19 protein-coding genes and 2 tRNA genes are annotated in these 23,704 nt (G+C 40.0%); 12 read left to right on the top strand and 9 right to left on the bottom strand.

The window, feature by feature from the left end:
- Window positions 1-2: 2 nt before the first annotated feature.
- A complete protein-coding gene (locus I5M19_RS07130; protein WP_200065513.1) occupies window positions 3-1,232 on the top strand; it encodes a TCR/Tet family MFS transporter in 1,230 nt (409 codons plus the stop codon).
- Between the two features lie 2 nt (window positions 1,233-1,234).
- Here I5M19_RS07130 and I5M19_RS07125 read toward each other — a convergent pair whose 3' ends face one another.
- Together I5M19_RS07125 and I5M19_RS07120 are read right to left on the bottom strand one after the other, a co-directional pair.
- Window positions 1,235-1,831 carry a DUF502 domain-containing protein gene (locus tag I5M19_RS07125; protein WP_200065512.1) on the bottom strand — a complete coding sequence of 199 codons (597 nt, stop codon included), beginning with the start codon at window positions 1,829-1,831 and terminating at the stop codon, window positions 1,235-1,237.
- A gap of 14 nt (window positions 1,832-1,845) precedes the next feature.
- The gene (locus tag I5M19_RS07120; RefSeq protein ID WP_200065511.1) at window positions 1,846-4,305 is read right to left on the bottom strand and encodes a bifunctional UDP-N-acetylmuramoyl-tripeptide:D-alanyl-D-alanine ligase/alanine racemase; all 2,460 of its coding nucleotides are present in this window, start codon (window positions 4,303-4,305) and stop codon (window positions 1,846-1,848) included.
- A 58-nt stretch (window positions 4,306-4,363) separates the two neighbouring features.
- On the opposite strand from I5M19_RS07120, the gene I5M19_RS07115 reads away from it, so the two are divergent.
- From I5M19_RS07115 to I5M19_RS07100, 4 genes are all read left to right on the top strand, one after another.
- The gene (locus tag I5M19_RS07115) at window positions 4,364-4,846 is read left to right on the top strand and encodes a regulatory protein RecX (RefSeq protein ID WP_200065510.1); all 483 of its coding nucleotides are present in this window, start codon (window positions 4,364-4,366) and stop codon (window positions 4,844-4,846) included.
- 112 nt (window positions 4,847-4,958) lie between these two features.
- A tRNA-Gly gene (locus I5M19_RS07110) sits at window positions 4,959-5,031 on the top strand.
- Window positions 5,032-5,081: 50 nt separating this feature from the next.
- A tRNA-Leu gene (locus I5M19_RS07105) sits at window positions 5,082-5,166 on the top strand.
- An 89-nt stretch (window positions 5,167-5,255) separates the two neighbouring features.
- Window positions 5,256-5,825, top strand: a complete 570-nt coding sequence (locus tag I5M19_RS07100; RefSeq protein WP_200065509.1) for a hypothetical protein — start codon at window positions 5,256-5,258, stop codon at window positions 5,823-5,825.
- A 163-nt stretch (window positions 5,826-5,988) separates the two neighbouring features.
- Here I5M19_RS07100 and I5M19_RS07095 read toward each other — a convergent pair whose 3' ends face one another.
- Complete coding sequence (locus I5M19_RS07095) at window positions 5,989-6,852, bottom strand: winged helix-turn-helix domain-containing protein (RefSeq protein WP_317193220.1); 864 nt, start codon at window positions 6,850-6,852, stop codon at window positions 5,989-5,991.
- Between the two features lie 129 nt (window positions 6,853-6,981).
- Between I5M19_RS07095 and I5M19_RS07090 the strand changes: the two genes are divergently transcribed.
- Together I5M19_RS07090 and I5M19_RS07085 are read left to right on the top strand one after the other, a co-directional pair.
- Entirely contained in the window at window positions 6,982-8,100 is a 1,119-nt protein-coding gene (locus tag I5M19_RS07090) for a WD40/YVTN/BNR-like repeat-containing protein (protein ID WP_200065507.1), read from the top strand.
- A gap of 290 nt (window positions 8,101-8,390) precedes the next feature.
- On the top strand, window positions 8,391-8,876 hold the full coding sequence (locus I5M19_RS07085; protein ID WP_200065506.1) for a hypothetical protein: 486 nt from the start codon (window positions 8,391-8,393) through the stop codon (window positions 8,874-8,876).
- 82 nt (window positions 8,877-8,958) lie between these two features.
- Here the strand turns inward: I5M19_RS07085 and I5M19_RS07080 are convergent, their stop codons facing one another.
- From I5M19_RS07080 to I5M19_RS07070, 3 genes are all read right to left on the bottom strand, one after another.
- A complete protein-coding gene (locus tag I5M19_RS07080) occupies window positions 8,959-9,552 on the bottom strand; it encodes a dihydrofolate reductase family protein (RefSeq protein ID WP_200065505.1) in 594 nt (197 codons plus the stop codon).
- Window positions 9,553-9,711: 159 nt separating this feature from the next.
- A complete protein-coding gene (locus I5M19_RS07075) occupies window positions 9,712-10,503 on the bottom strand; it encodes a carbon-nitrogen hydrolase family protein (RefSeq protein WP_200065504.1) in 792 nt (263 codons plus the stop codon).
- Window positions 10,504-10,650: 147 nt separating this feature from the next.
- The gene (locus I5M19_RS07070; protein WP_200065503.1) at window positions 10,651-11,397 is read right to left on the bottom strand and encodes an SDR family oxidoreductase; all 747 of its coding nucleotides are present in this window, start codon (window positions 11,395-11,397) and stop codon (window positions 10,651-10,653) included.
- Window positions 11,398-11,771: 374 nt separating this feature from the next.
- Between I5M19_RS07070 and I5M19_RS07065 the strand changes: the two genes are divergently transcribed.
- Complete coding sequence (locus tag I5M19_RS07065) at window positions 11,772-12,860, top strand: AAA family ATPase (RefSeq protein ID WP_200065502.1); 1,089 nt, start codon at window positions 11,772-11,774, stop codon at window positions 12,858-12,860.
- A gap of 44 nt (window positions 12,861-12,904) precedes the next feature.
- Here I5M19_RS07065 and I5M19_RS07060 read toward each other — a convergent pair whose 3' ends face one another.
- Window positions 12,905-13,507 carry a hypothetical protein gene (locus I5M19_RS07060; RefSeq protein ID WP_200065501.1) on the bottom strand — a complete coding sequence of 201 codons (603 nt, stop codon included), beginning with the start codon at window positions 13,505-13,507 and terminating at the stop codon, window positions 12,905-12,907.
- A gap of 469 nt (window positions 13,508-13,976) precedes the next feature.
- On the opposite strand from I5M19_RS07060, the gene I5M19_RS07055 reads away from it, so the two are divergent.
- On the top strand, window positions 13,977-15,503 hold the full coding sequence (locus tag I5M19_RS07055) for an ammonium transporter (protein ID WP_200065500.1): 1,527 nt from the start codon (window positions 13,977-13,979) through the stop codon (window positions 15,501-15,503).
- 61 nt (window positions 15,504-15,564) lie between these two features.
- Here the strand turns inward: I5M19_RS07055 and I5M19_RS07050 are convergent, their stop codons facing one another.
- A complete protein-coding gene (locus I5M19_RS07050) occupies window positions 15,565-16,260 on the bottom strand; it encodes a sulfite oxidase-like oxidoreductase (protein ID WP_200065499.1) in 696 nt (231 codons plus the stop codon).
- A gap of 180 nt (window positions 16,261-16,440) precedes the next feature.
- Between I5M19_RS07050 and I5M19_RS07045 the strand changes: the two genes are divergently transcribed.
- Window positions 16,441-19,161, top strand: coding sequence for a PAS domain-containing protein (locus I5M19_RS07045; RefSeq protein WP_200065498.1), 2,721 nt, complete (start codon window positions 16,441-16,443; stop codon window positions 19,159-19,161).
- Here the strand turns inward: I5M19_RS07045 and I5M19_RS07040 are convergent.
- Complete coding sequence (locus tag I5M19_RS07040) at window positions 19,158-20,510, bottom strand: APC family permease (protein ID WP_200065497.1); 1,353 nt, start codon at window positions 20,508-20,510, stop codon at window positions 19,158-19,160. The genes I5M19_RS07045 and I5M19_RS07040 overlap by 4 nt on opposite strands.
- A gap of 448 nt (window positions 20,511-20,958) precedes the next feature.
- Between I5M19_RS07040 and I5M19_RS07035 the strand changes: the two genes are divergently transcribed.
- Complete coding sequence (locus I5M19_RS07035) at window positions 20,959-22,383, top strand: ammonium transporter (RefSeq protein WP_200065496.1); 1,425 nt, start codon at window positions 20,959-20,961, stop codon at window positions 22,381-22,383.
- 78 nt (window positions 22,384-22,461) lie between these two features.
- Window positions 22,462-23,700, top strand: coding sequence for a Na+/H+ antiporter NhaA (gene nhaA / locus I5M19_RS07030; RefSeq protein WP_200065495.1), 1,239 nt, complete (start codon window positions 22,462-22,464; stop codon window positions 23,698-23,700).
- Window positions 23,701-23,704: the final 4 nt, after the last annotated feature.

The raw sequence follows: 23,704 nt of genomic DNA, 5'->3' as shown, positions 1-23,704 counted from the left end.
TTATGAAACAACCGCTTGGTCATGGCAAGGCTGCCTTAGGTTTCATTTTTGTAACATTGTTTATTGATGTATTGGGGCTGGGTATTATTATCCCGATTTTACCTAAATTATTGCAGCAACTGGCCAATGTTGATGTGAGTATGGCCAGTCAGTACAGCGGTTATCTAACTTTTACTTATGCCAGCATGCAGTTTTTATTTGCTCCTGTGCTTGGCAATTTAAGCGACAGGTTTGGCCGAAGGCCGATTCTATTAGGTTCGCTATTTGGTTTTGGTATCGATTATTTGTTCATGGCGTTTGCGCCTTCCATTATATGGTTGTTTGTAGGTCGCTTTATTGCTGGTATAACCGGGGCTAGTACCACTACGGCAACTGCCTATATTGCTGATGTAAGTACCGGAAATAAAAGGGCAGCTAATTTTGGACTGGTAGGTGCTGCATCGGGCCTGGGTTTTATATTAGGGATTGGTTTGGGCGGTTTTTTAGGGGCTATCAGTATTAAGCTGCCTTTTATTGTCGCCGCAGGGTTGGCACTGTTAAATGCTTTGTATGGTTTTTTTCTGCTTCCTGAATCTTTGCCGTTAAAAAACAGGAGAAGGTTTGAATGGAAACGGGCCAATCCGGTTGGATCGTTATTACGCATCCGTAACTATTCTATGGCCATCAGTACCTTAATTACAGCTTATACATTGGTTTATATAGGCCAAAAAGCGGTAGAAAGCACCCTTCCATTTTATGTAATTGAAAAATTTAAGTGGACACTGCATAGCATCAGTGCCCTGGGTATTTTTATTGGTGTACTTATAGCCTCTATACAAGGTGGCCTGGTACGCTTTACCATACCTAAGTTCGGATTACAGAAAAATATTTTAGCGGGTATAACCTTCTACGGAATAGGATTAATATTAATAGCTTTTAATAATACCGGGTGGCTGATGTATGTATATATGATACCCTATTGTTTAGGTGGAATAGGTGGTACCGCTCTGCAGGGATTTATCACTGAACATGTAGCTCCTAATGAACAAGGCGAGTTACAAGGTGCACTAACCAGTTTAACCAGCGTTACTACCGTAATTGGCCCGCTGTTAATGACCTCACTGTTTCATCATTTTACCGACAAAACCGTTCCTGTATACTTTCCGGGAGCACCATTTTTGATGGGCGCGGTTTTAATGTTTGTTGCTATATTACTTACAGTACGCAGTTTCAGGAAAAGTCGGGTTCAGTAATTTCAATCAAGCCCGCTTACTCCGCCGGATATTACAAATTTCATTACTTCAGCGGCGCTTTTATTCATCGGCTTTACCTTATCTGCACTTATAATAACTACCTGACCTGCAAATGAATAAGAATATGGAAAATACACCGCAACCTCACCAGGCAGATTAAGCTTTGACAGATCCTTCTGCACCAGAAAACCAATTTTTTTAAGACCGAATTCATTAACTTCAACCAATACCGGTTCATTAAACTTTTTCTCTTCTCCAACAAATGCCTCGGTAAGGTCTTTAATGGATGAGTACAGAAACTTTAACAGCGGCAACCTGTTTAACCAACGGTTGAACCATGCTTTTATGGGATCGGTAATTACGTTGGTTACCAGTATGCCAGCAATTAATATGATCACTACCACATTTAAGATCCCCAAACCTGGGATATAAACATGCCTTCCGGTTTTACTGTCTACCCAAAGTCTGTCGCTCAGGTTTAACGCATTATCAATACTGGATACGGCCCAAAATATCAGGAAGAAAGCCGCCCCGAGGGGTACTACTATCAACAGCCCTTTTATAAAATAATTCAATAAGGCTCTTGCAATTCTCTTCATTTTAAAAATATAATCTACTCATAAAAGTACACTCTTTTTACCCGTTGCGAAATATTTGTTAATATTTCATACGGAATAGTGCCTATTTCCCGAGCCAGTTCCTCAATTCTTAGTGTTTCATCAAAAACTATTACCTCATCCCCTTCCCTCAAATCAATCTCACTCACATCCAGCATACACATATCCATAGAGATATTACCTACTGTTGGCGCTAATTTTCCGTTTATGCGCATTTTTCCCACTCCATTACCAAAGGCCCGGAGATAACCATCAGCATAACCTATGCGCACGGTAGCGATCTTACCATCCTTAGCTAAACTGCCGTTACGGTTATATCCTATGGTATCAGTAGCCATTATTTTTTTCACCTGCGATACCGTGGTTTTTAAGGTAGCCACAGGTTTCAGTTCGTTGTCGCCCGGTTCAATTGCAGCATCAATACCATATAAACCTATACCCAGCCTAACCATATCATACTGGGCTGTTGGCCAGCGAGTTATACCTGAAGTATTACTAATGTGTTTTATTACCTTATACCCGAGGGCATCTTCTATCCTGCTGCAGGCATTTTCAAATATCTTTATTTGTTGCAGTGTAAAAAGGTCGTGTTCCGGCGCGTCGCTGGCCACCAGGTGCGAAAACACTGATTGCACCTTGATGTAATTATTTACTTCGAGCAGATCGCAAAGAGCATCAAATTCAAATTCTTCAAATCCGAGCCTATGCATGCCGCTGTCTATCTTGATATGCACCGGATAGGTCTTTATGCCATTTTGCTGCGCGTATTTTACAAAGCCATCCAGCAAGCCAAAGCTGTACATAACCGGCTCTAATTTATTTTCAGTTAGCTTGGCGTAAGCCTGCGGCTCCGGACTGAGTACCATTATAGGCAAATTTATGCCCCCTTCCCTTAAAGCTATTCCTTCATCGGTATAGGCAACCGTTAAATAATCAACCTTATTATATTGCAGGATATTGGCTACCTCAAAAGTTCCGCTTCCGTAAGAATAAGCTTTAACCATTGCCATTATTTTAACTCCCGGGTGTAGCTTAGCCTTATAAAAATTCAGATTACCCAACAGCGCGTTCAGATTTATCTCCAAAACGGTTTCATGGGCCTTTTGAACTAATGCCTGGCTTATCCTTTCGAACATAAAACTACGGGAGCCTTTTATCAAAATGGTTTCCTGCCTAAAATGCAGATCAGGCAGGTCTTTTAACAATTCATCTGTATCCGTATAAAAATGCTGCTCAGGAGCTTTAAAATAATGCTGATACTCATTTAACGCCTTGCCTACACCAATAAAACTATTTACCTTTTTGGTGTGCACCATATCAGCCACCTGTTTATATAAAATTTCCTGCGATAAACCTGACTGGTAAATATCAGACAGAATGAGCGTCTTTTTTTGATACTGGTTTTGTTGCATCAGGAAATTCAGCGCTATCTCCAGTGATTGCAGGTCGGAGTTATAAGAATCATCAATAATGGAGCAATTATTACTACCATGTTTAAGTTCCAGGCGCATACTCACCGGTATTAAACGCTCTATGCGGCTGTCGGCTTCAGTGGGCTTGTAACCCATAGCCAGCATTGTGGCCCAGCATATGATCGCGTTCTCAACGGAGGCGTCATCCCGGAAAGGAACTAAACATTCCACCTCCTGCCCCTTATAGGTGCCCCGTAAATAATATTTATCGGCTATAACTGTATCACTAAAAACGTACAGATCCGCTAATTTAAATTTACGGCTCCAGCTGAAAAGCTGTTTACCCTCAATGTCACTTTTGTATTTTAACAGCTCATCGTACTCGTAAATTATCTGTTTACAGTTTACAAAAAGCTTTAATTTTTCCCTTATTTTTTGTTCGGCAGATTCAAACCCCTCATCGTGCGCGGTACCTATATGGGTAAGTACCCCTATGGTAGGTTTAATAATGGTTTCCAGTTTTTCCATCTCGTTAACGGTGGATATACCCGCTTCAAAAATGCCCAGATTATGAGTATCGTTCATTTGCCATACCGATAATGGTACCCCTATCTGTGAATTATAGCTTTTAGGATTGCGCACAATATTCCTGTCGGGGCAAAGCAACTGATACAGCCATTCTTTTACGATGGTTTTGCCGTTACTGCCTGTTACGCCTATTACCTCCATATCAAACTGGCTTCGATGGTATGCAGCTAATGTTTGAAGGGCGGCTAAAACATCGTCCACAATCAAGAAATCAGCATCTGTCATTATGGTATCCGGCTTATGCGTTACCACAAAACTGCGCACCCCTGTAGTATAGGCATCAGCAATAAATTCATGCCCATCCCTACGACCGCTCAACGCAAAGAACAACGCGGTTGCCGGATTAGTGATACGCCGGCTATCGGTGATCAGCGTAGTAATCTGATTATTATTTACAATATCACCCTCAGCGCTAATAAGCTGTTTTATTTCATTTACGGGATAAGATTTTTGCATGGCACGAATTTGCTTATATTTCAGCAAATAGAAGAATTTTAACGAATTTTGGTTTTAGATGACCGCACCTAAAAGTGTTAAAATAACCGACGAAAAAGTAGCGCTTGCCAAAGCGGAGCATTACTGCGCCTACCAGGAACGCTCGCAACAGGAAGTACGTAATAAATTATACGAATGGGGATTATGGACAGCCGCGGTTGAAAACATTATTTCGCAATTGATAGAAGGTAATTTTTTGAATGAGGCGCGTTTTGCACATGCGTACGTACAAGGTAAGTTTAGACAGAAGAACTGGGGGAAGATCAAAATAAAACAGGGCCTTAAGCTTAAAAATGTATCGCCCGCGCTGATAAAAAAAGCGTTGGCCGGCATTAATCCTGATCATTATATGGCCACCCTGCACCGTACTATAGAAAAAAAAGCTGCCCTTTTAACCGAAAAAGACCCCTATAAACGCAGGTATAAACTACAACAGTATGCTTATAGCCGCGGCTACGAAACTGACCTTACCGCGGAAGTTTTGAAAAACAGCGAGTTATGAAAAATTTAAAAAAATTAAATATTTTTACTTGCAGAATATGCATTTCTATCTATATTTGCACTCCGCAAACGCAGTAAGGCATTAGCCACTACAAATTTGAGGGAATACCAACGCGAAAGTAGCTCAGTTGGTAGAGCACGACCTTGCCAAGGTCGGGGTCGCGAGTTCGAATCTCGTCTTTCGCTCAAATCCCTTCGCCGCCCGGAGGGATTTATTGTTAAAAGGTTACACACCTGCTCAGATGGTGGAACTGGTAGACACGCAGGACTTAAAATCCTGTTCCCGTTAAAGGAGTGCGGGTTCGATTCCCGCTCTGAGTACACGATAGGATTTCTATCGAAAACGCCCTTCCTGATAACAGGATGGGCGTTTGTTTTTTATTTCCGTCTCTGTAATTAATAAGGCAAATATGGAGGATACCAATAAATGGGAGATTGACATCTCTACCTTGAAATGTTATAAAAAACCCAGCTGGACTAAGGATTATTTTTCAGAAACGATTGATGAAAGGTATGGAGTTTACATATATAATATCAATGAGTGGAGAATGATGTGTTACGCCGGACTAATTGCTATTTATGCTGAAAAAGATAATCCAAAACCGCTTGCTAACTCCGCTGTAACTTGGGTTTGGTATGACACAGAAAAAACCTATGACTATGCCCCGCTTTCAGGTTGTTTAATCTTCAGAAAACCTGCATATAAAGAAAATTCATCCAAACCAGATTTCCCTTTTATTTTATTTAAACCTACTGAGCAACTTTTTGGATTTTTAGAATGGAACTTTACATCAATCTATTATGGATTTAGGGAAATAGAAAAAGGTAAATTGGTGGTGAAAGAAATTCATCCGAAGGATTTAGATAATTTGTCCGGGCCAAAAAGAACAAATGAAATAATCGACATAAATGCTATTGCGTGGTTTGATATAAAAGATATTGATAACGCTTTGGCAATATATCATGGAGAAACCAAATAAAGTTGAAGACTTTATTATTTTAAGCATAGCAACTGTTTGTAAAAATATCTATTCCTCCTCAAAACAGATAGATTCTATTCATTAATAACCTATAAGTCTTCAATAAAGTGTTCAGATATCCGTAACTCATCGCGTCCCGATTCCGGCGCAGTGTAAGTTCTCCTCAGGCGTTTATCTCCAGCTTATACCCCTTGCCGCGTATAACAGCAATTTTAATGGTCGGATCGGGTTCCAGTTTTTTTCTGAGTTTGGATATGAACATATCTAAACTACGCCCAACAATAACACCTTCATCTTCCCATATCTCTTTTTGCAGCCTGCCTCTCTCTATAATTTGATTTGGAGACAGCGCGAATATGAGTAATAAACGCGATTCCGTACCCGTCAGTTCTATCGTTACACCGTTTATCATCAGTTTCTTATTATTCGCATCGAACAGCACCCCGCCAAAACTTAACATATCAGCATTTTTCCTGTCCGGTAAAACTCTTAGTGGCTCAACATATCTCAAAAAAATAAAACCAACAAATGCTAAAAATGGCAAGCTGCCCAAAACATAGGCACTCTTTTCTGTGATTACTCCCTTCGGTTTAAACTTAATATTGATCAGGTAGCTCGCTTTGGGTTGCTTTCTTCCTATGCAGGTTATAATATCATCTTTTTTACTTTTTGATATAGCATATCCGTAAACCACGCCGGACGTGCCACTGTTTAAAACATTAACAACATAATCAGCAGAAAGTACATCTTTTGCCAACAAACGCCGGGTTGTACTTACTAGGGAACCCGGTTTAAAAGTAAACTCCTTCTCAAAGCTGATCCGGTATTCATTTTTACCTGTTTTTTTTACCGGAAGCACCCTTGATGTACTGTCGCCCGACTGTAATAGCAACTCATGCCCTATCCTGCGGAGCAAAACTTCCCTTCTGGCGATAGCAAATTCGTCATTATCCGTTATGCAGAAAGCTACGCAGATAACTGAAATAAATAAAAGCAGTACCGCTCCAAAAACGTACTTCCGTTTCACGGTCAGAAGGTTTCGGCTATCAGGCATAGTGTCAATGTTTTATTTACAAAGTTTACATTTTTATTTACAATACAAATTTCTAAAGTCGAAAACTATCAAAGTAAATTTGCTGCATCAAATTTATAGAATATGAAAAATCAAAAAAGGAAAAGATTATTTGTACTTGCTCCGGCTATCCTCCTGATCGTATTTCTGCTGAATTCTTTTATACCAAAAGAACAGGAAGCAGGAAAGATAACAACAAAAGGCACAAAATCAGTGACTTTGAACATCATCTTCAGATCTACCGATGGCGGAAAAACATGGCAGAACATTAGCGAAGGATTACCCGAAAATTTGCAGAGAACAGGCGTATGGAGTAAAGGACTATTTGCAAATGACCGTGACGGGATCTATTTACGTGCCGGCAATGGGGTTTACCACAGTGACCCAAATGCTACAACTTCATTTTGGACAAAAGAAATTTTTCCCGGGAATCAACGTAATATTGTGGCTGGCCAGAATGGGATACTTGCGTATGATATCAGGGGTCAATTTTTGCAAAAAGCAAACGGAACAGGTAACTGGTTGCCTATATACACGAATTTTCAGCAGCAAGCCACAAGTATAGATAAAACGATGGATTGGATGTACAAGAATTATAAAGAAAGAGAAGTACGCACCGTTTTTGAAACTGACAGAGGCACGGTTCTGATTGGCTCCAGTAACAGCCTTTTCCGATCTGCCGACCATGGGAAAACATGGAAACAACTGCATGTTGGAGACGGTAGAATGAATTTGGCAGAGTCAAACGGTGTAATACTCACCACCAACAAAAATGGAATATTAAGATCGACCGATGATGGTGAAAACTGGGATCGGGTGTTTACTGAAGGCGGACTTGGCATTGATGTGGAACCTATAGATGGAGGATTTGCTGCTATAGTATACAACCCCATAACTAAAACCAATACAGCACATATTTCAACAGATGGTGGAAAAACCTGGAAGGCAATAGGCGAAGATCTTCAACCTTCCTGGAGTAGTTTATTAATGAAAAGAACAGGCTTAGTTAAATCTACATCCAACATTTTATCCATCAAACAAATGGGTGAGTATTTAATATGTGGTCGCTCCGATGGCGCATTCCGGTCGGCTGACATGGGCAAAACATGGGAAAAGCTTGTATTACCCGCTGTAGAGAATTATGGCTTCAATATATCCGTTTCAGGCAATGTGATATACGCCATGCCCAATAAAGGATGTTGAAAAAACGCAAAGGTTACCGTTTTAAATATTAAACGCATTAAAACATCTAAATCCTTAATCAAGTATTTGAAAATCTGTATCGCCCGGGTACAAAAGCTATTCAATTATGGATGGCTTTTTGTTAATTAACTCTTTATTTCTCAATAAATAACAACCGAAAGACACTACCCGATAAAATCAGTATTTTATTAATATGATCAGGACAGAGATGCTGTTAAAAATGGCAGAAAATCAAAAATTATTATATTGCAATTGGAAATATAATTCTTAATTTAATATTCAAAATTATCATGAAACCTATCCTTGCTTTGATATTTAGTGCGCTATTTTATTCATCTGCCTTTGCCCAAACCATTGAGGAAAAACTATGGGCGATCGCCAAAAAACAATATCCGACAGATGCTGAAATGCAGAAGTATATTTATGATGAGCAAAAAAAGGGTTATGTATATATGACCGATGTAACTGACCAAGAGTTAAAGCATTTTGCAGAAAATCAATATCCCGATGATTATAGTATGCAGGAATATGTATACAATGAGCAAAAAGCAGATAAGGCCTATATGAATATAGTAACCGATGTTGAGTTGAAGCGTTTTGCAATTAAACAATACATAAAAGATTACAGCATGCAAAAATATGTATACGACCAACAGTTAATTGCAAAGATATTTATGCAGCGCGCAACCAACGCTACGGCTAAAGATAAAGCGCGTAAACAATATCCTGACGACTATAGCATGCAGAAATATATTTATGAGCAACTTATGAATTAACTGTATACATTATTTTAGACTAAATATCTTAGCAATCTTATTCCGTTTACTTATTAATTATTCAAACTGCTGATAATATATTTCATTCCCCTACAGTGCCCGTTTTAACTTCTCCTGCTTTTTTGAAATTGGCCATGATAACGCCGCCCGGGGTAGCCGTGCTTTCTACAAGTGTGAACGCTGCCGGCACCGCACTATCGTCAAACAGTTTCTTCCCTTTGCCTAAGGTTATGGGGTGAATGTTCAGCCAGAATTCGTCTACAAGACCATGTTTAAGCAATAGCTGAACAAGTTTACTGCTGCCCCAAATTTTAAGGTCGGCACCTTCCGAGTTTTTTAGCTTTTCGATGTCTGCAACGTTGGTAAGGAATACCGTGTTCTCCCAATCCGCGCTTTGCATAGTATTGGAAAATACATATTTGGTAACCTCATTAACACCGGGCCAATGGTCGGCATGTTCAGGCCAGTAACCCGCAAATATCTCATACGTTTTTCTGCCGAGCAGCAAATCCGCCCTTTCCATTTGTTTTTGCATCACGTTACCGGATACTTCGTCGTTATAGGGTGCTGTCCAACCACCATATTTAAAACCGCCGGATGGGTCTTCTTCAGGCCCGCCGGGTGCCTGCATTACGCCGTCTAATGTGATAAAGGATAAAACAATTATTTTTCTCATGTGAAGCTCTCCTGTTATAATTATTAAAAAATCCGTTTGTTTTGTACAAATCTCTATAATAAAATTACAACGCTAACGGTATATATGCGACAAATGCAGGGTAAATAGCGACCGATGGAAATATGAATAATGATTTTTAAAACATCATTGGAATTTTACCTACCACTTGTATAACTCCGGTTTAAACCGTTTGGCTAACAAGCCCGTGGCTTGTGCCGGGTCAATATCGGCTATTATAATACCCGCTTTGCCATAGGGTTGACCGGCAATACAGGTGCCGTCAGGGGCAATAACTGCCGAGCCGGATTCGGGGTATTTAAAGCCATAATTTACACTTGCAAAATAAATGGTGTTTTCCATAGCGCGCAGCATCATCGCCTTCTCGTAATATGGGTTGTTTTTATGCCCCCAATCGGTTAATTGCAAACCGGAAGCATCATCGCCTGTACAATGCGGATGAAAAACAACCGAGGCCCCCTCCCGCGCTGCCCAGCGTACAGATTCCGGATAACGAAAACCTTCGTGACAAATTGTGATACCGAACTTCAGGCCGTTCACTTCAAATAAACTGCGTTCAGTGCCGGGTATCCAAATGTTATCCTCGGTAGGATCTAACTGGTTTTTGGTTTGGTAACCCAACAATTCGCCGGAGGCTGATACTACATAGACCAAGTTTAAAAGTCCGTTAGGGCCGTACCAGTCCATAGGTATAATAACAGCGATATTATTTGCATAAGCTATGTTTTCTACCTCATCCAGTGCGTCACGCAACTTTTCGGGCGAGCGAGCCTCCGGTTCAAAGCCTGTACCCGGATAACCTGGTATGTACGACTCCGGGAAACAAATAATTTCTGCCTGCCCGGCTGCTGCTTCCGCAGCCAATTTATTTATCCAATATAATCCGTCAGCAATGTTCTTTGGATATGGTGCGTAAGCCAGCGCTATTTTCATGATAAGGGATACAGAATTGTTAAAAGATGATATTAAATAAACCAACAGCCAAATTTATAATAAAAAAACGCCGACCTAAGTATATACTACTTAAAACCAGCGTTTTATTTAATTAAATTAGCCCTAAGGGCTATTTATTTCAGGATATTATAAATTACCAATACCTCCGTCGAGCAATAACTCGCCACCCACCATAAATTTAGAATCATCAGATGCCAGGTAAAGGAAGCCCTCGGCCATTTCATCTGCAGTACCCAGGCGTTTTACCGGGGTTGATTGTGCCATGTAGGCTTTAGTATCGCCGGCTTGTTCAGCAGTAACACCACGCTCAAATATCGGGGTGTCTATAGGGCCCGGAGAAAGTACATTTACACGGATGCCTCTATCCAACAATTCGGAAGAGAAACTACGCGCCAATGAGCGTACTGCGGCTTTTGAGGCCGAATAGGCCGACATGGTAGCAAATCCTTTCCCGTTAACGGTTGATGAGGTGATAATGATAGATGCGCTATCATTTAAATAAGGCAATGCCTTTTGTACCGAGAAAAATACGCCTTTAAAGTTGATGTCGCTGATCTGGTCGAACATTTCTTCGGTAAACTCTGCCAGTGGCGCAGCAGCAAATACACCCGCGTTTATTACCAGTATATCTATCTTGCCAAATTTATCACTAACGGTTTGGTAGAGGTTATCTATCTTTTGCAGATCGGCTGCATCGCTGGTTAAACCAATTACGTTATTGCCAATTTGTTTAACGGCTTCGTCTATAGTTTGCTGGTTGCGGCCGGTTATGGTAACCTTTGCACCATGTTGTGCAAACAATTGTGCTGTTGCTAAACCTATACCGCTGTTACCACCTGTTATAACGGCTACTTTGTTATCTAATTTTTTCATTGTTGTGTTTGTTTGTAATTAATGATACAAAGTTGCGGTATGCCGTAATACTGATAAATAGATAAACTTCCCGAAGACTTGTAATTATTTCCCAAAATTCATATCCTCTCTTGTTTTGTTCAGGTGTTCCGCGTGTGTGTATATACAAAACGGAACAAACGGAACACTCTTTTAATCAGTCACTTATCATATTTTTTATTTATCAATTCTGGGTGCATTTACTTTATGTAAGTATCATAAATAACTGATTGATAGCTAACTAAAATTTTTTAAAAAGTGTTCCGCTTTTTTAAGATCGGAACAAAAAATTATTAAAAACCACATTGTAATAATAAAGATATTTCTGTATTTTTACAGATATAAATTATTACTTTATGAACAGAACTTATTTCGAGATCCCGATCAATCACATACGGCCGGATATAATTAATGATATACGCCGTGATGTTGTACGCAGCAATAAAAAATTAAAAAAGGCAGGGTTAGACCCCACCATATTTGCTGATGTAGAAAAATCGGCTTTATTGCGGGTAAAGCCCGCAGGAGAATGGATGCGGCAGGAATATGGTAAAAATGCTCCGCGAATGCTCTTTGGCGATTTTTGGTTCGAGGGGGAATTATGCATATTATTCGCGGATACCAATCTGGGCAAATCAATTTTAGCGGTGCAGATTGGCAACAGCCTGGCGCAGGGCGAAACTATGGAACCCTTTGCCAACGGAATAGAACCGCAAACACCGGTATTGTATGTTGACTTTGAACTGAGCAGCAAACAGTTCGAGAGCCGTTACTTTGATAACCGCTGGGGGAGCTATGCTTTTGGGCTTACGTTTTTCCGTGCGGAATTCAATACCGAAGCCGATAACCCGGTGCTGTATGATAATTACCACGACCATGTAAACTACGCACTTGAGCACGCTATAAAGGAAACCAAGGCCCGCGTACTGATAATTGACAACCTCACTTATATGCGCAGCGGTACAGAACGCAGCAGGGATGCACTGCCATTGATGAAACAGTTGAAAAAATTAAAGAACAGGTATAAACTATCCGTTTTGGCCCTGGCGCATACTCCTAAAAGGCGTTCAGCCAGACCGCTTACGGTGAACGACCTGCAGGGCAGTAAGATGATCATTAATTTTTGCGACAGCGCTTTCGCGATAGGTGAAAGCACTTTAGTACCGGGTGGCAGGTACCTAAAACAGATAAAACAACGTAATGCGCAAAAACTATACGGAGCTGATAATGTGTGCCTTTGCCATATAGAAAAAGACATGAACAGCCTGCATTATGTATTTGATAGTTATGATACCGAACAAACGCATTTGCAAACACCGGAAAAACGATCACGTGAGGCAATTAAGGAAGATGTGCTGAAATTAAAAGCCGAAGGAAAAAGCTATCGTGAAATAAGCGCCGAATTAAACATAGGCCTGGCAACTATTAGCAGGATTTTAAGTTGAGGGGGAATTAAGTGTCAACAGCCTTATTACCATAATACTTCCCTCTACATTTCCCCTCGCGGTAAACATCCGAAGCCTCTCCGTATAAAAACATCCGGGCTATTTTTATTTACAATTTCCATCAATAGATCCTCATCAGTACTCAGTAAGTCAATATTACAATGAGCGGATATTTTTATAATAAATGGCAATGCGTTATGTGAAATATCCAAATCAGAATATAACCAGCCTTCTTTATTGAATACAGCAACAGGATAAGTGATCAAATCTGCAGAAAACATTAATAAATCATCGGTTGTAAAAACTAAAGCACCTTTGAATTTATCAGGTATGTTATTTTGTTCAAACAGTGTTCGTAAGTTGGTTAAATTATCTTCTTCATTAGGGAACCATTCTAAATCTCTTTTGTCATGATTTACGGTCCACAACGAACTATTCCCGAATTGTGATATTACAGTTTTAAACCACGTTTCATAAGCCTCCAGGTATTCTGTTTCACTTATATTTCCTCCTTCATAACCACCCGGTAACTGAAATGAAACCCCAAACCATTCGGTATAAGAATAAAAATGATCACCAAAAAAATCAATGTACTCATCCCTATCATAGGGAAGTACTTTTTTAACATTTTTTATAAATTTTATCATACGTATGCTATAACATTGAACCCGATCAAATTTATTATTTATAAACTACTCGGGCTTTATATACTAACCATGCAGCATTTAGGTATTTGTATCGCTTCAAAATTGCAATACCGGTAATAAAAGGTGAAATTTTTCAGATAAAGATCATTTAGCTTTTCAAAAAATTGATAAATATTAAAATAATGTAATTTTTAAATTGAATTTTAGACACAAATTATAGAATATACAATAATTATTTCGCTTTAAAACAGATTAAATCTTACAAAATATAAAATATTTTAATAAATTTTTTAAAATATTTGTAATTATTGATTTTTTTAGCGTTAAATTTACGTTAAATAAAAATAATTGTGTCAACAAAAGCTAAAACCTGTAGAACACCCCTCATTTATTGGGTTTTAGAGTTATTTTTTCTTCCCTCAAGCAAAAAATTCCTCTTAATAATTTAAATCCAAACACTAAAAACAAAATGAACACTAAATTTTTACACAAAAGGTTTCCTGCTTACCTTTTATTAGGCATCGCAGTGATTTTATTTTTCTCGGTTTTCCAGCCCATGCATGCGCTGGCCCAGGATGCCTCCGGCGCCAAAACCGGTACCATTGCTGATGTTGCTGCAGCCAAAGCAGGTGAGCCCACGCTTACGGAGGTGGGTGACGCAGCAGGCCATAATCGTATTTCCATCAACATTATGTGGACACTTATCACGGGTTTCCTGGTAATGTTTATGCAGGCAGGTTTTGCCATGGTTGAAACAGGTTTTACCCAAAAGAAAAACGTGGCACATACCATGGCCATGAACTTTTTGGTATATGCCCTGGGGATAACAGGTTTCTGGATCTGCGGCTTTGCCTTTATGTGGGGCGGCTCGGGCCCTATCGGCGCATTGGGTGGCACGCCGGGTCTGGGTCATGAGTTTACCATCAGCCTTTTTGGTAAAGATTTCGGCATTTGGGGTAATGCGGGCTATTTTCTTAACAGCAAGGTTTATGACGTAGGTGTATTTACCCTGTTTTTATTCCAGATGGTATTTATGGATACTACGGCTACTATTCCTACCGGGTCAATGGCTGAACGTTGGAAATTCAAATCGTTCATCATTTACGGTCTGTTTATTTCCATGTTTGTTTACCCTATATTCGGTAACTGGGTATGGGGCGGCGGCTGGCTGGCCAACCTTGGTGTAAACTTCGGTTTAGGACACGGGCACGTAGATTTTGCCGGTTCATCGGTAGTGCATGAAGTGGGTGGTGTTGCAGCTTTAATAGGGGCATACATCATTGGCCCCCGTGTTGGTAAATATGGTAAGGATGGCACCGTTAACACTATACCGGGGCATAACATCCCTATGGCAATCATCGGTACGTTTATACTGGCCTTTGGCTGGTTCGGTTTTAACCCGGGTTCTACTTTAGCCGGTACCGATCTGCGTATTGCGGTGGTGGCAACAAACACCATGCTTGCAAGTGCTGCCGGCGCTTTATCGGCATTAGCGTTTATGTATGTAAAAGGCGAAAAACCGGATCCGGGCATGTTATGTAACGGATTACTTGCGGGTCTGGTTGCTATAACAGCCCCATGTGCGTTTGTTACTGCTCCGGTTTCCATGTTGATAGGTGCTATTGCCGGTGTATTGGTAATAGTAGTTTATAACTTTGTTGACCGTAAATTAAAGATAGACGATCCGGTTGGTGCATTTGCTGTACACGGTGCTAACGGTATATGGGGCGTTTTAGCCCTAGGTTTATTTGCCGACGGCACTTACGGCGACGGCTGGAACGGTGTGAAAGGTAACGTTACCGGACTATTTTATGGCGATGCCGGCCAATTTTATGCTGAGCTGATAGGCGCGGTTACCTGTATTGTTTTTGTGGGTATTGTAATGTATGTATTTTTTAAAATACTTGATAAGACAGTAGGTTTACGTGTACCTGAAGCTGATGAAATTGCCGGTTTGGATATACCTGAAATGGGTGTTCACGGGTATTTAGATTAATATTTGTTCTACCTATAAAAAGTCCGGTTGCGTTAAGCGCCGGACTTTTTTATTTAAGCAATCAGTCGCTGTACCGGTCGTTCCTCCAGGGATATGCTGTGTTACTGTACCCCCTGTCTTCCCAAAATCCTAATTTATCTTCAGTTAAAAACTCAATACGCTTTATCCATTTGGCGCCTTTCCATGCATACAATTGTGGTGTTATCATGCGTGCGGGCCCTCCATGTTCTTTTGCAAGGGGCTGTCCGTCAAATGTGTGCACCAGCAATACATCAGGCTTAAGGGCTTCTTCTAAAGATATATTGGTAGTGTAAGTATCATAGCCATAACACATGATATGGGTAGCATCTTCATGTGGATGCACTAAAGCAGCCAGATCAAGCAGGCTCACCCCTTTCCAGTGCATGTTCAATTTACTCCAGGTGGTCACACAATGAAAGTCGGAAGTATCTTTAGTTTGAGGCAGGGCCATAAAATCCTTCCAGGTAAGTACCACCGGATTTTCAACCGCGCCGTTCACTGTTAACCGCCACCTATCCAAAGGGATATCGGGCTGGTAGCCCAGATCAAGCACAGGCCATTTTACGGTTGCAGTTTGCCCTATGGGTATTACGGGCATTCCGTGACGGTTTAATTCACCCGAACCTTTTGGTGCATCATCCGACACGGAAGGTGTAAGTTTCATCTTTTCCTCGAAGCGGGATTTCAGCTTCATCCGTGCTTCTATAATACGGTTTAGTTTATCGGTATCTTCCATATATCAAAACATGTTTATATAAAAGTATATGTAATTAATTAATTGTTAAAAAACATATATACTTATTTTTTAAGCTCGCATATTATTGTATATAATATAAAACTTTAATAAGTTTATAATATTAAATAACGGGGGTATGTGCGATAGTAAATTAAGGGTTGGTATATATATTTTTTACTTATGATAAATGATACCCATCTTTATAAGATATTTTCAGCCTTACCTGTTCCCACGTTGGTATTACTGCCTGATGCACCTGTTTTTACCATTATTGAAGTTAACCAGGCATATTTAGATATAGCCTTTAACACACGCGAACAATTGGTAGGAAAAGGCTTTTTCGAATCGTTTCCCTCAAACGTATATAATAAGCAAGTTATGCGCTCCTTACAGAAGGTGCTGTTAACAAAGCAACCAGATACTGCCGAAACGCAAAAATTTAAAATAAAGCCAACTGATAGCCCGGGTTATGAAGACCGGTACTTTGATACGTGTAATACCCCTGTACTTAACGACAAGGACGAGATCGAATTTATCATCAGATCGGTTAATGATGTTACCGCAGTTACCGCTACCCGAAAAAAAGAGCAATTAGCCAAAGCCAGGCTGGTTACCAATGAAAAATTTTTGAGCGAAACGCAACGTATAGCACATATTGGCAGTTGGGAAGTTGATATTGAGAAAGGCGAATTAAATTGGTCGGATGAATTAAGGGATATATTTGAATTTGAGGAGAAGCAGTTACCGGATCTTGCCCACTCCTTTAATTTCTTTAAAGGTGAAAACAGGGAGGCTGTTGAAAAAGCGGTTAATTATGCTATTGAAAATTGCAAGGCATTTGATATAGAGGTAAAAGCCATAACCGCTAAGGGAAATGAAAAATGGGTACGGGTTACCGGTGATGTAGAGGTTAAAGACGGAAAGTGCACCAGAATTTTTGGAGCCACCCAGGACATTGACCATAGAAAAGCAACCGAACAAGAACTGATCGACTCGCGAAACAAGTTTCAATCGCTGATACAAACCGTTGAGGGTATAGTGTGGGAAGCTGACGCACAAACCTTTGAATTTACGTTTGTAAGCGATAACGTGCAAAGTATTTTAGGTTACACCCCGCAACAGTGGCTCAGCCATGCTGACTTTTGGCAAAAACACATCTATCCGCCCGATCTTGATAGCGCCGTTGATTATTGCCATGTGCAGACAAAAAAATGCCTTAACCATACCTTTGACTACCGGATGTTAAAGGCCAATGGAGAAATTGCCTGGATAAAGGATATTGTATCGATAATAACAGAAAACGGCAAGCCCAAATTGCTTCGCGGGCTTATGGTGGATATAACCGAAGCAAAACATTTAACGGAACTCGACCATTTAGAGAAAACAGTTCTTGAATTAAACGCGCAAAAACATGCCTCAATTGATGAGGTGCTTGCCATTTACCTGCATGGTATTGAATCACTGTTCCCACAAATGCAGTGCTCTATATTAAAGGTTAAAAACAACCACGTTTATAATTGGGCCTCTCCTTCCTTACCTGAAGTTTACACCGCTTCAATCAACGGATTAAAGATCGGGCCAAATACTGGTTCATGCGGAACAGCTGCGTTTTTAAAAGAACCCGTAATTGTAAGCAGTATTGCCAATGATACGCGATGGGCGGAATATAGACATCTGGCGCTGCCTCATAATTTACTTGCCTGCTGGTCGTATCCCATAATTAATGTTGTGGGCGAAGTAATTGCTGTACTCGGTTTTTATTATCACGAAGAAAAGTCACCTCAGGAAGCTGAGCTAAAGGTGATCGAAAGGTCAGGCATTATATTAAAAGTGATCTTAGAGAACAGGATTAATTCTGATATTATAAAAGAACATGCCTTGTTAATGAAGCAGGGGCAGGAACTGGCTAACTTCGGGAACTGGCAATGGGATATTGTTAACAATGTAGTTAACTGGTCGGATGCGCTATATTCTATATATGGTTTGGATCAGTCATCATTTAAGGCCACATTTGAGGGTTACCAGGAGCTTCTGCATCCCGATGACCGGCAAACGGTTTACCACATCATCACCAATGTATTGGAAACAAAAAAAGACATTGTGTTTGAGGAGCGTATAATAAGGCCTACCGGCGAAATACGTTACCTTAAATCGTGGGGCAGGGTGCAAACCAATAACAATGGCGAACCGGTGAAAATGATAGGGGCCTGCCTGGATATTACAGAATCGAAGGTGGCTGAAACTAAACTTAAAGCATTGCACTCTGAGCTGGAAGAACATTTAAATGTATTGGAATTATCTGAAAAAAAATACAGCGACCTGTTTCATCTCAGCCCTTTACCCATGTGGGTATTCGATATAGAGACCCTTAAGTTCTTAAATGTGAATACTGCGGCTATCAAACATTATGGCTACACACTGGATGAATTTTTAAAAATGACGGTAAAAGACATCCGCCCCAAAGAAGATCATACTGAATTTGATATGACCATGAAAATGGTTGCCGAACAAAATGGGTCGGGTTATTCAGGAATATTCAGACATAAAAAGAAAAACGGCCAAATAATTAAAGTTGAAATACAAAGTAACTTTATAACTTTTAATAACCGGCAAACGCATATTGTACTGGCAAATGATATTACTGAAAGGCAAAACCACATTGATGCTATTGAAAAGCAGAATAAACGTTTAAGTGATATTGCCTGGATACAATCGCATGTAGTGAGGGCGCCACTGGCGCGCATAATGGGTTTGATTGAGGTTTTTAAAATTTACAGGGATGCCGATGTAAACAAACCGGAAATTGTAGAGAATATTATTAGTTCCGCTAAAGAACTGGATACCATAGTAAGAGACATATCCAATAAGACCGAGGAAATTTGGCTTAATAACAGAAATTAGTGCACCATTTCCTTTGGTTTGAACGGCCATTCGTGATTTACCCTTGCTTTAATAAAATAAGCAATACTACCAGACGCTATAGCAAGTAAACCGCCAATTACCATATTCAATCCGGTAGAAATCAGTACACAAGCCCATATAATAATAGCGAGGTATACGGGCAATGGAAATAAAGGCATTTTGTAAGGGAACATCGTGGCATTTTTTGCCTTTCTTAAAAGCAGCAAACCTACGGCTTGTGAAATAAACTGTATAAGTATGCGCATGGCCAATATGGCACTTATCACATCGCCCAGCTTAAATAACAGGCTGAATATAAATGCTACGCCACCCAAAAATAACAACGATATATGCGGAAAATTTCCTTTAGGATGGAGCCTGGCGAAGATCTTAAAAAAAGCACCATCTGCAGCAGCGGCATAAGGTATGCGGCTATAACCAAGCGTTGCCGAGAATACCGAGGAAAAGGCCACCAGCAGTACCAGGCAGGTAACTATTTTAGCTGCAGTATTGCCCGCTAACTGCTGCATAAATTCGCTGATCACAAATTGGCTGTCTTTAGCCTGCTGCCATGGTATCACACTTACTACGCTAATATTCATTAACAGATACAGTATCGCTATACCTGCTATGGAAATGAACATACTCCGGGGTATATTTTTAGCCGGATTAATAATTTCACCTCCTAAATGGCAAACGTTATAATAACCTAAGTAGCTGTAAACACTTTTTACACTTGCAAAACCTATAGCTGCAACAAAAGCATAATTTAAAGTAAGTCCATCGTTTACATGATGCAGGGGTTGTGTAAAATTACCGTTTGCTATGCCACCCCCTATTATCCATATCAAAGTGATCATTACCCCTACCCATAACACTACACTTATTTTTCCTACAGATTCTATTTTACGGTAAAGCAGCAATACAATACTTATTACCACAGCTCCGCTTATTAATTTGGTTTGAATATTGCTTAAGGGCACCAAAAACGAAAAGTAATGAGCAAAGCCAATAGCGGCCGATGCAATTACCAGCGGCGCCTGTATCATGGTTTGCCAAACAAATAAAAAGCTCATGAATTTACCGGGGCCATTTTTGCCATAGGTTTCCTTCAGGAAATTATAGGAACCGCCCGCCATCGGAAAAGCAGCGCCTAACTCACTCCATACCATGGCATCAATAAACGATAGTATTGCTCCTGCCAGCCAGGCATATAAAAAATACGGCCCGTTCATCATACTTATTACCATTGGCAGGGTAATAAATGGACCGATACCCACCATATCCGTCATATTTATTGCTGTAGCTTGAGCAAGGCTTAAACGTCTTGAAAGGTTATTACGGGGCATAGTTAAAATTTACGCCGTAAAAATAGATTTAATAATAATTAAGCAGAATAAATATCGTCAGTGCTTTGTAAGGACTTATAATAACACCATATATGTTTTTCCAATATTTTATTATTAATTGTATTTTTTTGAGAAAAAATTTGACTTTTTTTCTTAAAAACAATAATAATTCCCAAAAACATCTTCATAAATCTTTGTGAATTGAAAAAATCAAAAAAATAAACAGTTTTAAAACCTAAAAACTTAATAAATATTGAAATAATAGGGCAAAAATTATTTTATTTTCAAAAATAAACCCTATTTATTCCAAAAAAGAAAAAATATATTAACTTAGCAATAAATTCTACCTATTTAATAGTTCTTTTTTAGTCATTGTTCTTGTCGTTTAATAAAAAGTGATATAAAATAATACACATACATAAACAACTTAAACTTTATCCTTTAAACTATGAATTTAAAATTTCTACAAAAAAAGACTAAAACGAACCTGTTAATAGGCATGTTTTTCGTGCTTATAACGGTAGTATTTCAGCCGTACAATGTTTCAGCGCAGGATGCTGCCGCTGCTGCAGCTGATCCGGCTTTGCCTCAAAGCGTCGCCAACGTTATTTGGTTGTGCTTGTGCGCATTCTTAGTATTTTTTATGCAGGCAGGTTTCGCCATGGTTGAATCCGGGATGACCAGAGCAAAAAACTCCGTAAACATCATGATGAAAAACCTTTTGGATTTTTGTTTTGGTTCCTTATTGTTTTGGGCTGTAGGTTATGCCATCATGTATTCAAGCGGTGATTCCAACTACTTTGGTTTTGATTCTGCTTTTTCATTCCTTAGTTCTGCTAATGCCCCTACCGATGCGGCCGCATACGGTACAAGCGCAGCATGGTTGTTCCAGGTGGTGTTTGCTGCTACTGCCGCTACCATTGTATCAGGAGCGATGGCCGAAAGAACAAAACTGATCTCCTATATTATATATTCTTGTATTATCTCTGCCATTATATACCCAATAAGCGGTCACTGGATATGGGGCGGCGGCTGGTTAGGTGATATGAATATGCGCGATTTTGCAGGTTCAACCGTGGTACACTCTGTTGGTGGCTGGGCTGCTTTAGCCGGTGCTATGATGGTAGGCCCGCGTTTAGGTAAATACAACAAAGATGGCAGTGTAAACGAAATTAAACCACACAATATGCCACTTGCTGCTTTAGGGGTATTCATCCTTTGGTTTGGGTGGTACGGCTTTAACCCGGGTTCAACTCTTACAGCAATATCAGGGGTATCACACATTGCGGTGACCACTACCTTGGCCGCTGCGGCTGGTGCCATAGGCGCGCTGATCACCTCATGGATCAAATTTAAAAAACCCGACCTATCAATGACATTGAACGGTACGCTTGCCGGCTTAGTGGCTATTACTGCTCCCTGCGCATCTGTAAGTACAGGCAGTGCGGTAATTATTGGTTTAATAGGTGGTATACTGGTATTCTTCAGCTGCCTGTTCTTTGAAAGAACTCTTAGAATCGACGATCCGGTTGGTGCAGTAAGTGTACACGGTGTTTGCGGTGCGTGGGGAACTTTAGCTGTTGGCTTATTTGGTCAGCGTGCTATTGATATTCAATATTGGGGTGACGATACCGCAATTAAAGACGGCTTATTCTTCGGTGGTGGTTTTGAACAATTAGGTATACAGGCAATAGGAGTATTTTCTGTAATGATCTATGTGTTTGTTGCCATGCTGATCATTTTCTTTATTATCAAGAAAACGATTGGTTTACGTGTAACCGATGCAGAACAAATAGAAGGTTTGGATTTAGGCGAACATGGAAATGTGGCTTACGGTGGTTTTGTTATACAAGATACCACCCCTACCGAATAATTATAAAATATACGATCAGTGCCACCTTAACGGTGGTACTGATTTTTTTAAATATACTAATATACATCAGGAGGATCTATGGAAAAGATATTAAGAAAAGCGATCAATCCCCTAAGGATACTTATTAATGACAGTCGTTTTACGGGTATTATGCTTATCATGTGTACGCTGTTATCCATGTTTTTAGCTAACACTACCGGATTAGCAGCTCATTATAAAAACCTTTGGAATGATGAGTGGCTGTCTGCATCTGCTTTTGCTGATCTTGTTCCTGAAAATTTCCTGAGTTTTATTAATAATTTCCTGATGGCATTTTTCTTTTTGATGGCCGGAATGGAAATTAAGCGCGAACTGATAAGCGGCGAATTATCTTCATTTAAAAAGGCAATTTTGCCATTTGGAGCTGCTGTGGGCGGCATGATGGTACCCGCGTTGATATTCGTAGCTTTTAACATTCATACCAGCTATATTAATGGATGGGGAATACCTACCGCTACAGATATCGCCTTCTCTATCGGCATAGCGTCGCTGTTGGGTAAACGCGTACCTGTAGGTCTTAAAATATTACTGATGGCTTTGGCTATTATTGATGACCTTGGTGCTATTTTAGTTATCGCCTTATTTTATGGCGGACATATTAACTGGCTGTTCCTTGGTGCTGGAGCCCTTATATACGGCGGCTTATTTGCCTGCAATTACTTTAAATTAAAATTCGGCTGGACACAGATCTTACTTTCTCTGGCATTATGGTTCGCTATCTACAATTCGGGTGTTGAGGCAAGCATCACCGGTGTATTAGTTGCTTTCGCGACACCTGTAAATACCCTGCCACAAATCGAAAAAGCTATTCACAAATATGTTAATTTCTTAATCCTCCCTTTGTTTGCGCTGGCAAATACAGCCATTTTACTGCCGGATCATATTATAAGCTCGTTAGGTACCACCGTTGGTCTGGGTATCATATTCGGCTTGGTAATAGGTAAGCCTTTGGGTATATTCCTGTTCAGCAGGATACTTGTCGGGCTTAAAATAGCAAGTCTGCCCAACAACGTGAAATGGAAACAGGTTTTTGGAATGGGCGCATTAGCCGGCATTGGTTTTACTATGTCGATATTTACCACCATGCTTGCCTTTAAACAGGAAGCTTTCCAGGATATTGCTAAAGTTGCGATATTGATCAGTGTGGTGCTGTCTCTTGCGTTTAGTCTGATTTATTTTGTAGTGATCAGTCTGAATATGAATCTTGAGCATGAAGCTGAACATGCAAAAGAGCTTAAAGAAGAAAAAGAAGGTAAATACGAACTAAACCTGGGGTAATACT

This window comes from Mucilaginibacter segetis, from assembly GCF_016522075.1.
Lineage (GTDB): Bacteria > Bacteroidota > Bacteroidia > Sphingobacteriales > Sphingobacteriaceae > Mucilaginibacter > Mucilaginibacter segetis.
This window is presented reverse-complemented; position numbering and strand designations above follow the sequence as displayed.

Bases quoted from the DNA above. Each gene is read 5' to 3' on its own strand.
- I5M19_RS07130 (WP_200065513.1), top strand. From the start codon at position 3: ATGAAACAACCGCTTGGTCATGGCAAGGCTGCCTTAGGTTTCATTTTT.
- I5M19_RS07125 (WP_200065512.1), bottom strand. From the start codon at position 1,831: ATGAAGAGAATTGCAAGAGCCTTATTGAATTATTTTATAAAAGGGCTG.
- I5M19_RS07120 (WP_200065511.1), bottom strand. From the start codon at position 4,305: ATGCAAAAATCTTATCCCGTAAATGAAATAAAACAGCTTATTAGCGCT.
- I5M19_RS07115 (WP_200065510.1), top strand. From the start codon at position 4,364: ATGACCGCACCTAAAAGTGTTAAAATAACCGACGAAAAAGTAGCGCTT.
- I5M19_RS07100 (WP_200065509.1), top strand. From the start codon at position 5,256: ATGGAGGATACCAATAAATGGGAGATTGACATCTCTACCTTGAAATGT.
- I5M19_RS07090 (WP_200065507.1), top strand. From the start codon at position 6,982: ATGAAAAATCAAAAAAGGAAAAGATTATTTGTACTTGCTCCGGCTATC.
- I5M19_RS07085 (WP_200065506.1), top strand. From the start codon at position 8,391: ATGAAACCTATCCTTGCTTTGATATTTAGTGCGCTATTTTATTCATCT.
- I5M19_RS07080 (WP_200065505.1), bottom strand. From the start codon at position 9,552: ATGAGAAAAATAATTGTTTTATCCTTTATCACATTAGACGGCGTAATG.
- I5M19_RS07075 (WP_200065504.1), bottom strand. From the start codon at position 10,503: ATGAAAATAGCGCTGGCTTACGCACCATATCCAAAGAACATTGCTGAC.
- I5M19_RS07070 (WP_200065503.1), bottom strand. From the start codon at position 11,397: ATGAAAAAATTAGATAACAAAGTAGCCGTTATAACAGGTGGTAACAGC.
- I5M19_RS07065 (WP_200065502.1), top strand. From the start codon at position 11,772: ATGAACAGAACTTATTTCGAGATCCCGATCAATCACATACGGCCGGAT.
- I5M19_RS07060 (WP_200065501.1), bottom strand. From the start codon at position 13,507: ATGATAAAATTTATAAAAAATGTTAAAAAAGTACTTCCCTATGATAGG.
- I5M19_RS07055 (WP_200065500.1), top strand. From the start codon at position 13,977: ATGAACACTAAATTTTTACACAAAAGGTTTCCTGCTTACCTTTTATTA.
- I5M19_RS07050 (WP_200065499.1), bottom strand. From the start codon at position 16,260: ATGGAAGATACCGATAAACTAAACCGTATTATAGAAGCACGGATGAAG.
- I5M19_RS07045 (WP_200065498.1), top strand. From the start codon at position 16,441: ATGATAAATGATACCCATCTTTATAAGATATTTTCAGCCTTACCTGTT.
- I5M19_RS07040 (WP_200065497.1), bottom strand. From the start codon at position 20,510: ATGCCCCGTAATAACCTTTCAAGACGTTTAAGCCTTGCTCAAGCTACA.
- I5M19_RS07035 (WP_200065496.1), top strand. From the start codon at position 20,959: ATGAATTTAAAATTTCTACAAAAAAAGACTAAAACGAACCTGTTAATA.
- nhaA (WP_200065495.1), top strand. From the start codon at position 22,462: ATGGAAAAGATATTAAGAAAAGCGATCAATCCCCTAAGGATACTTATT.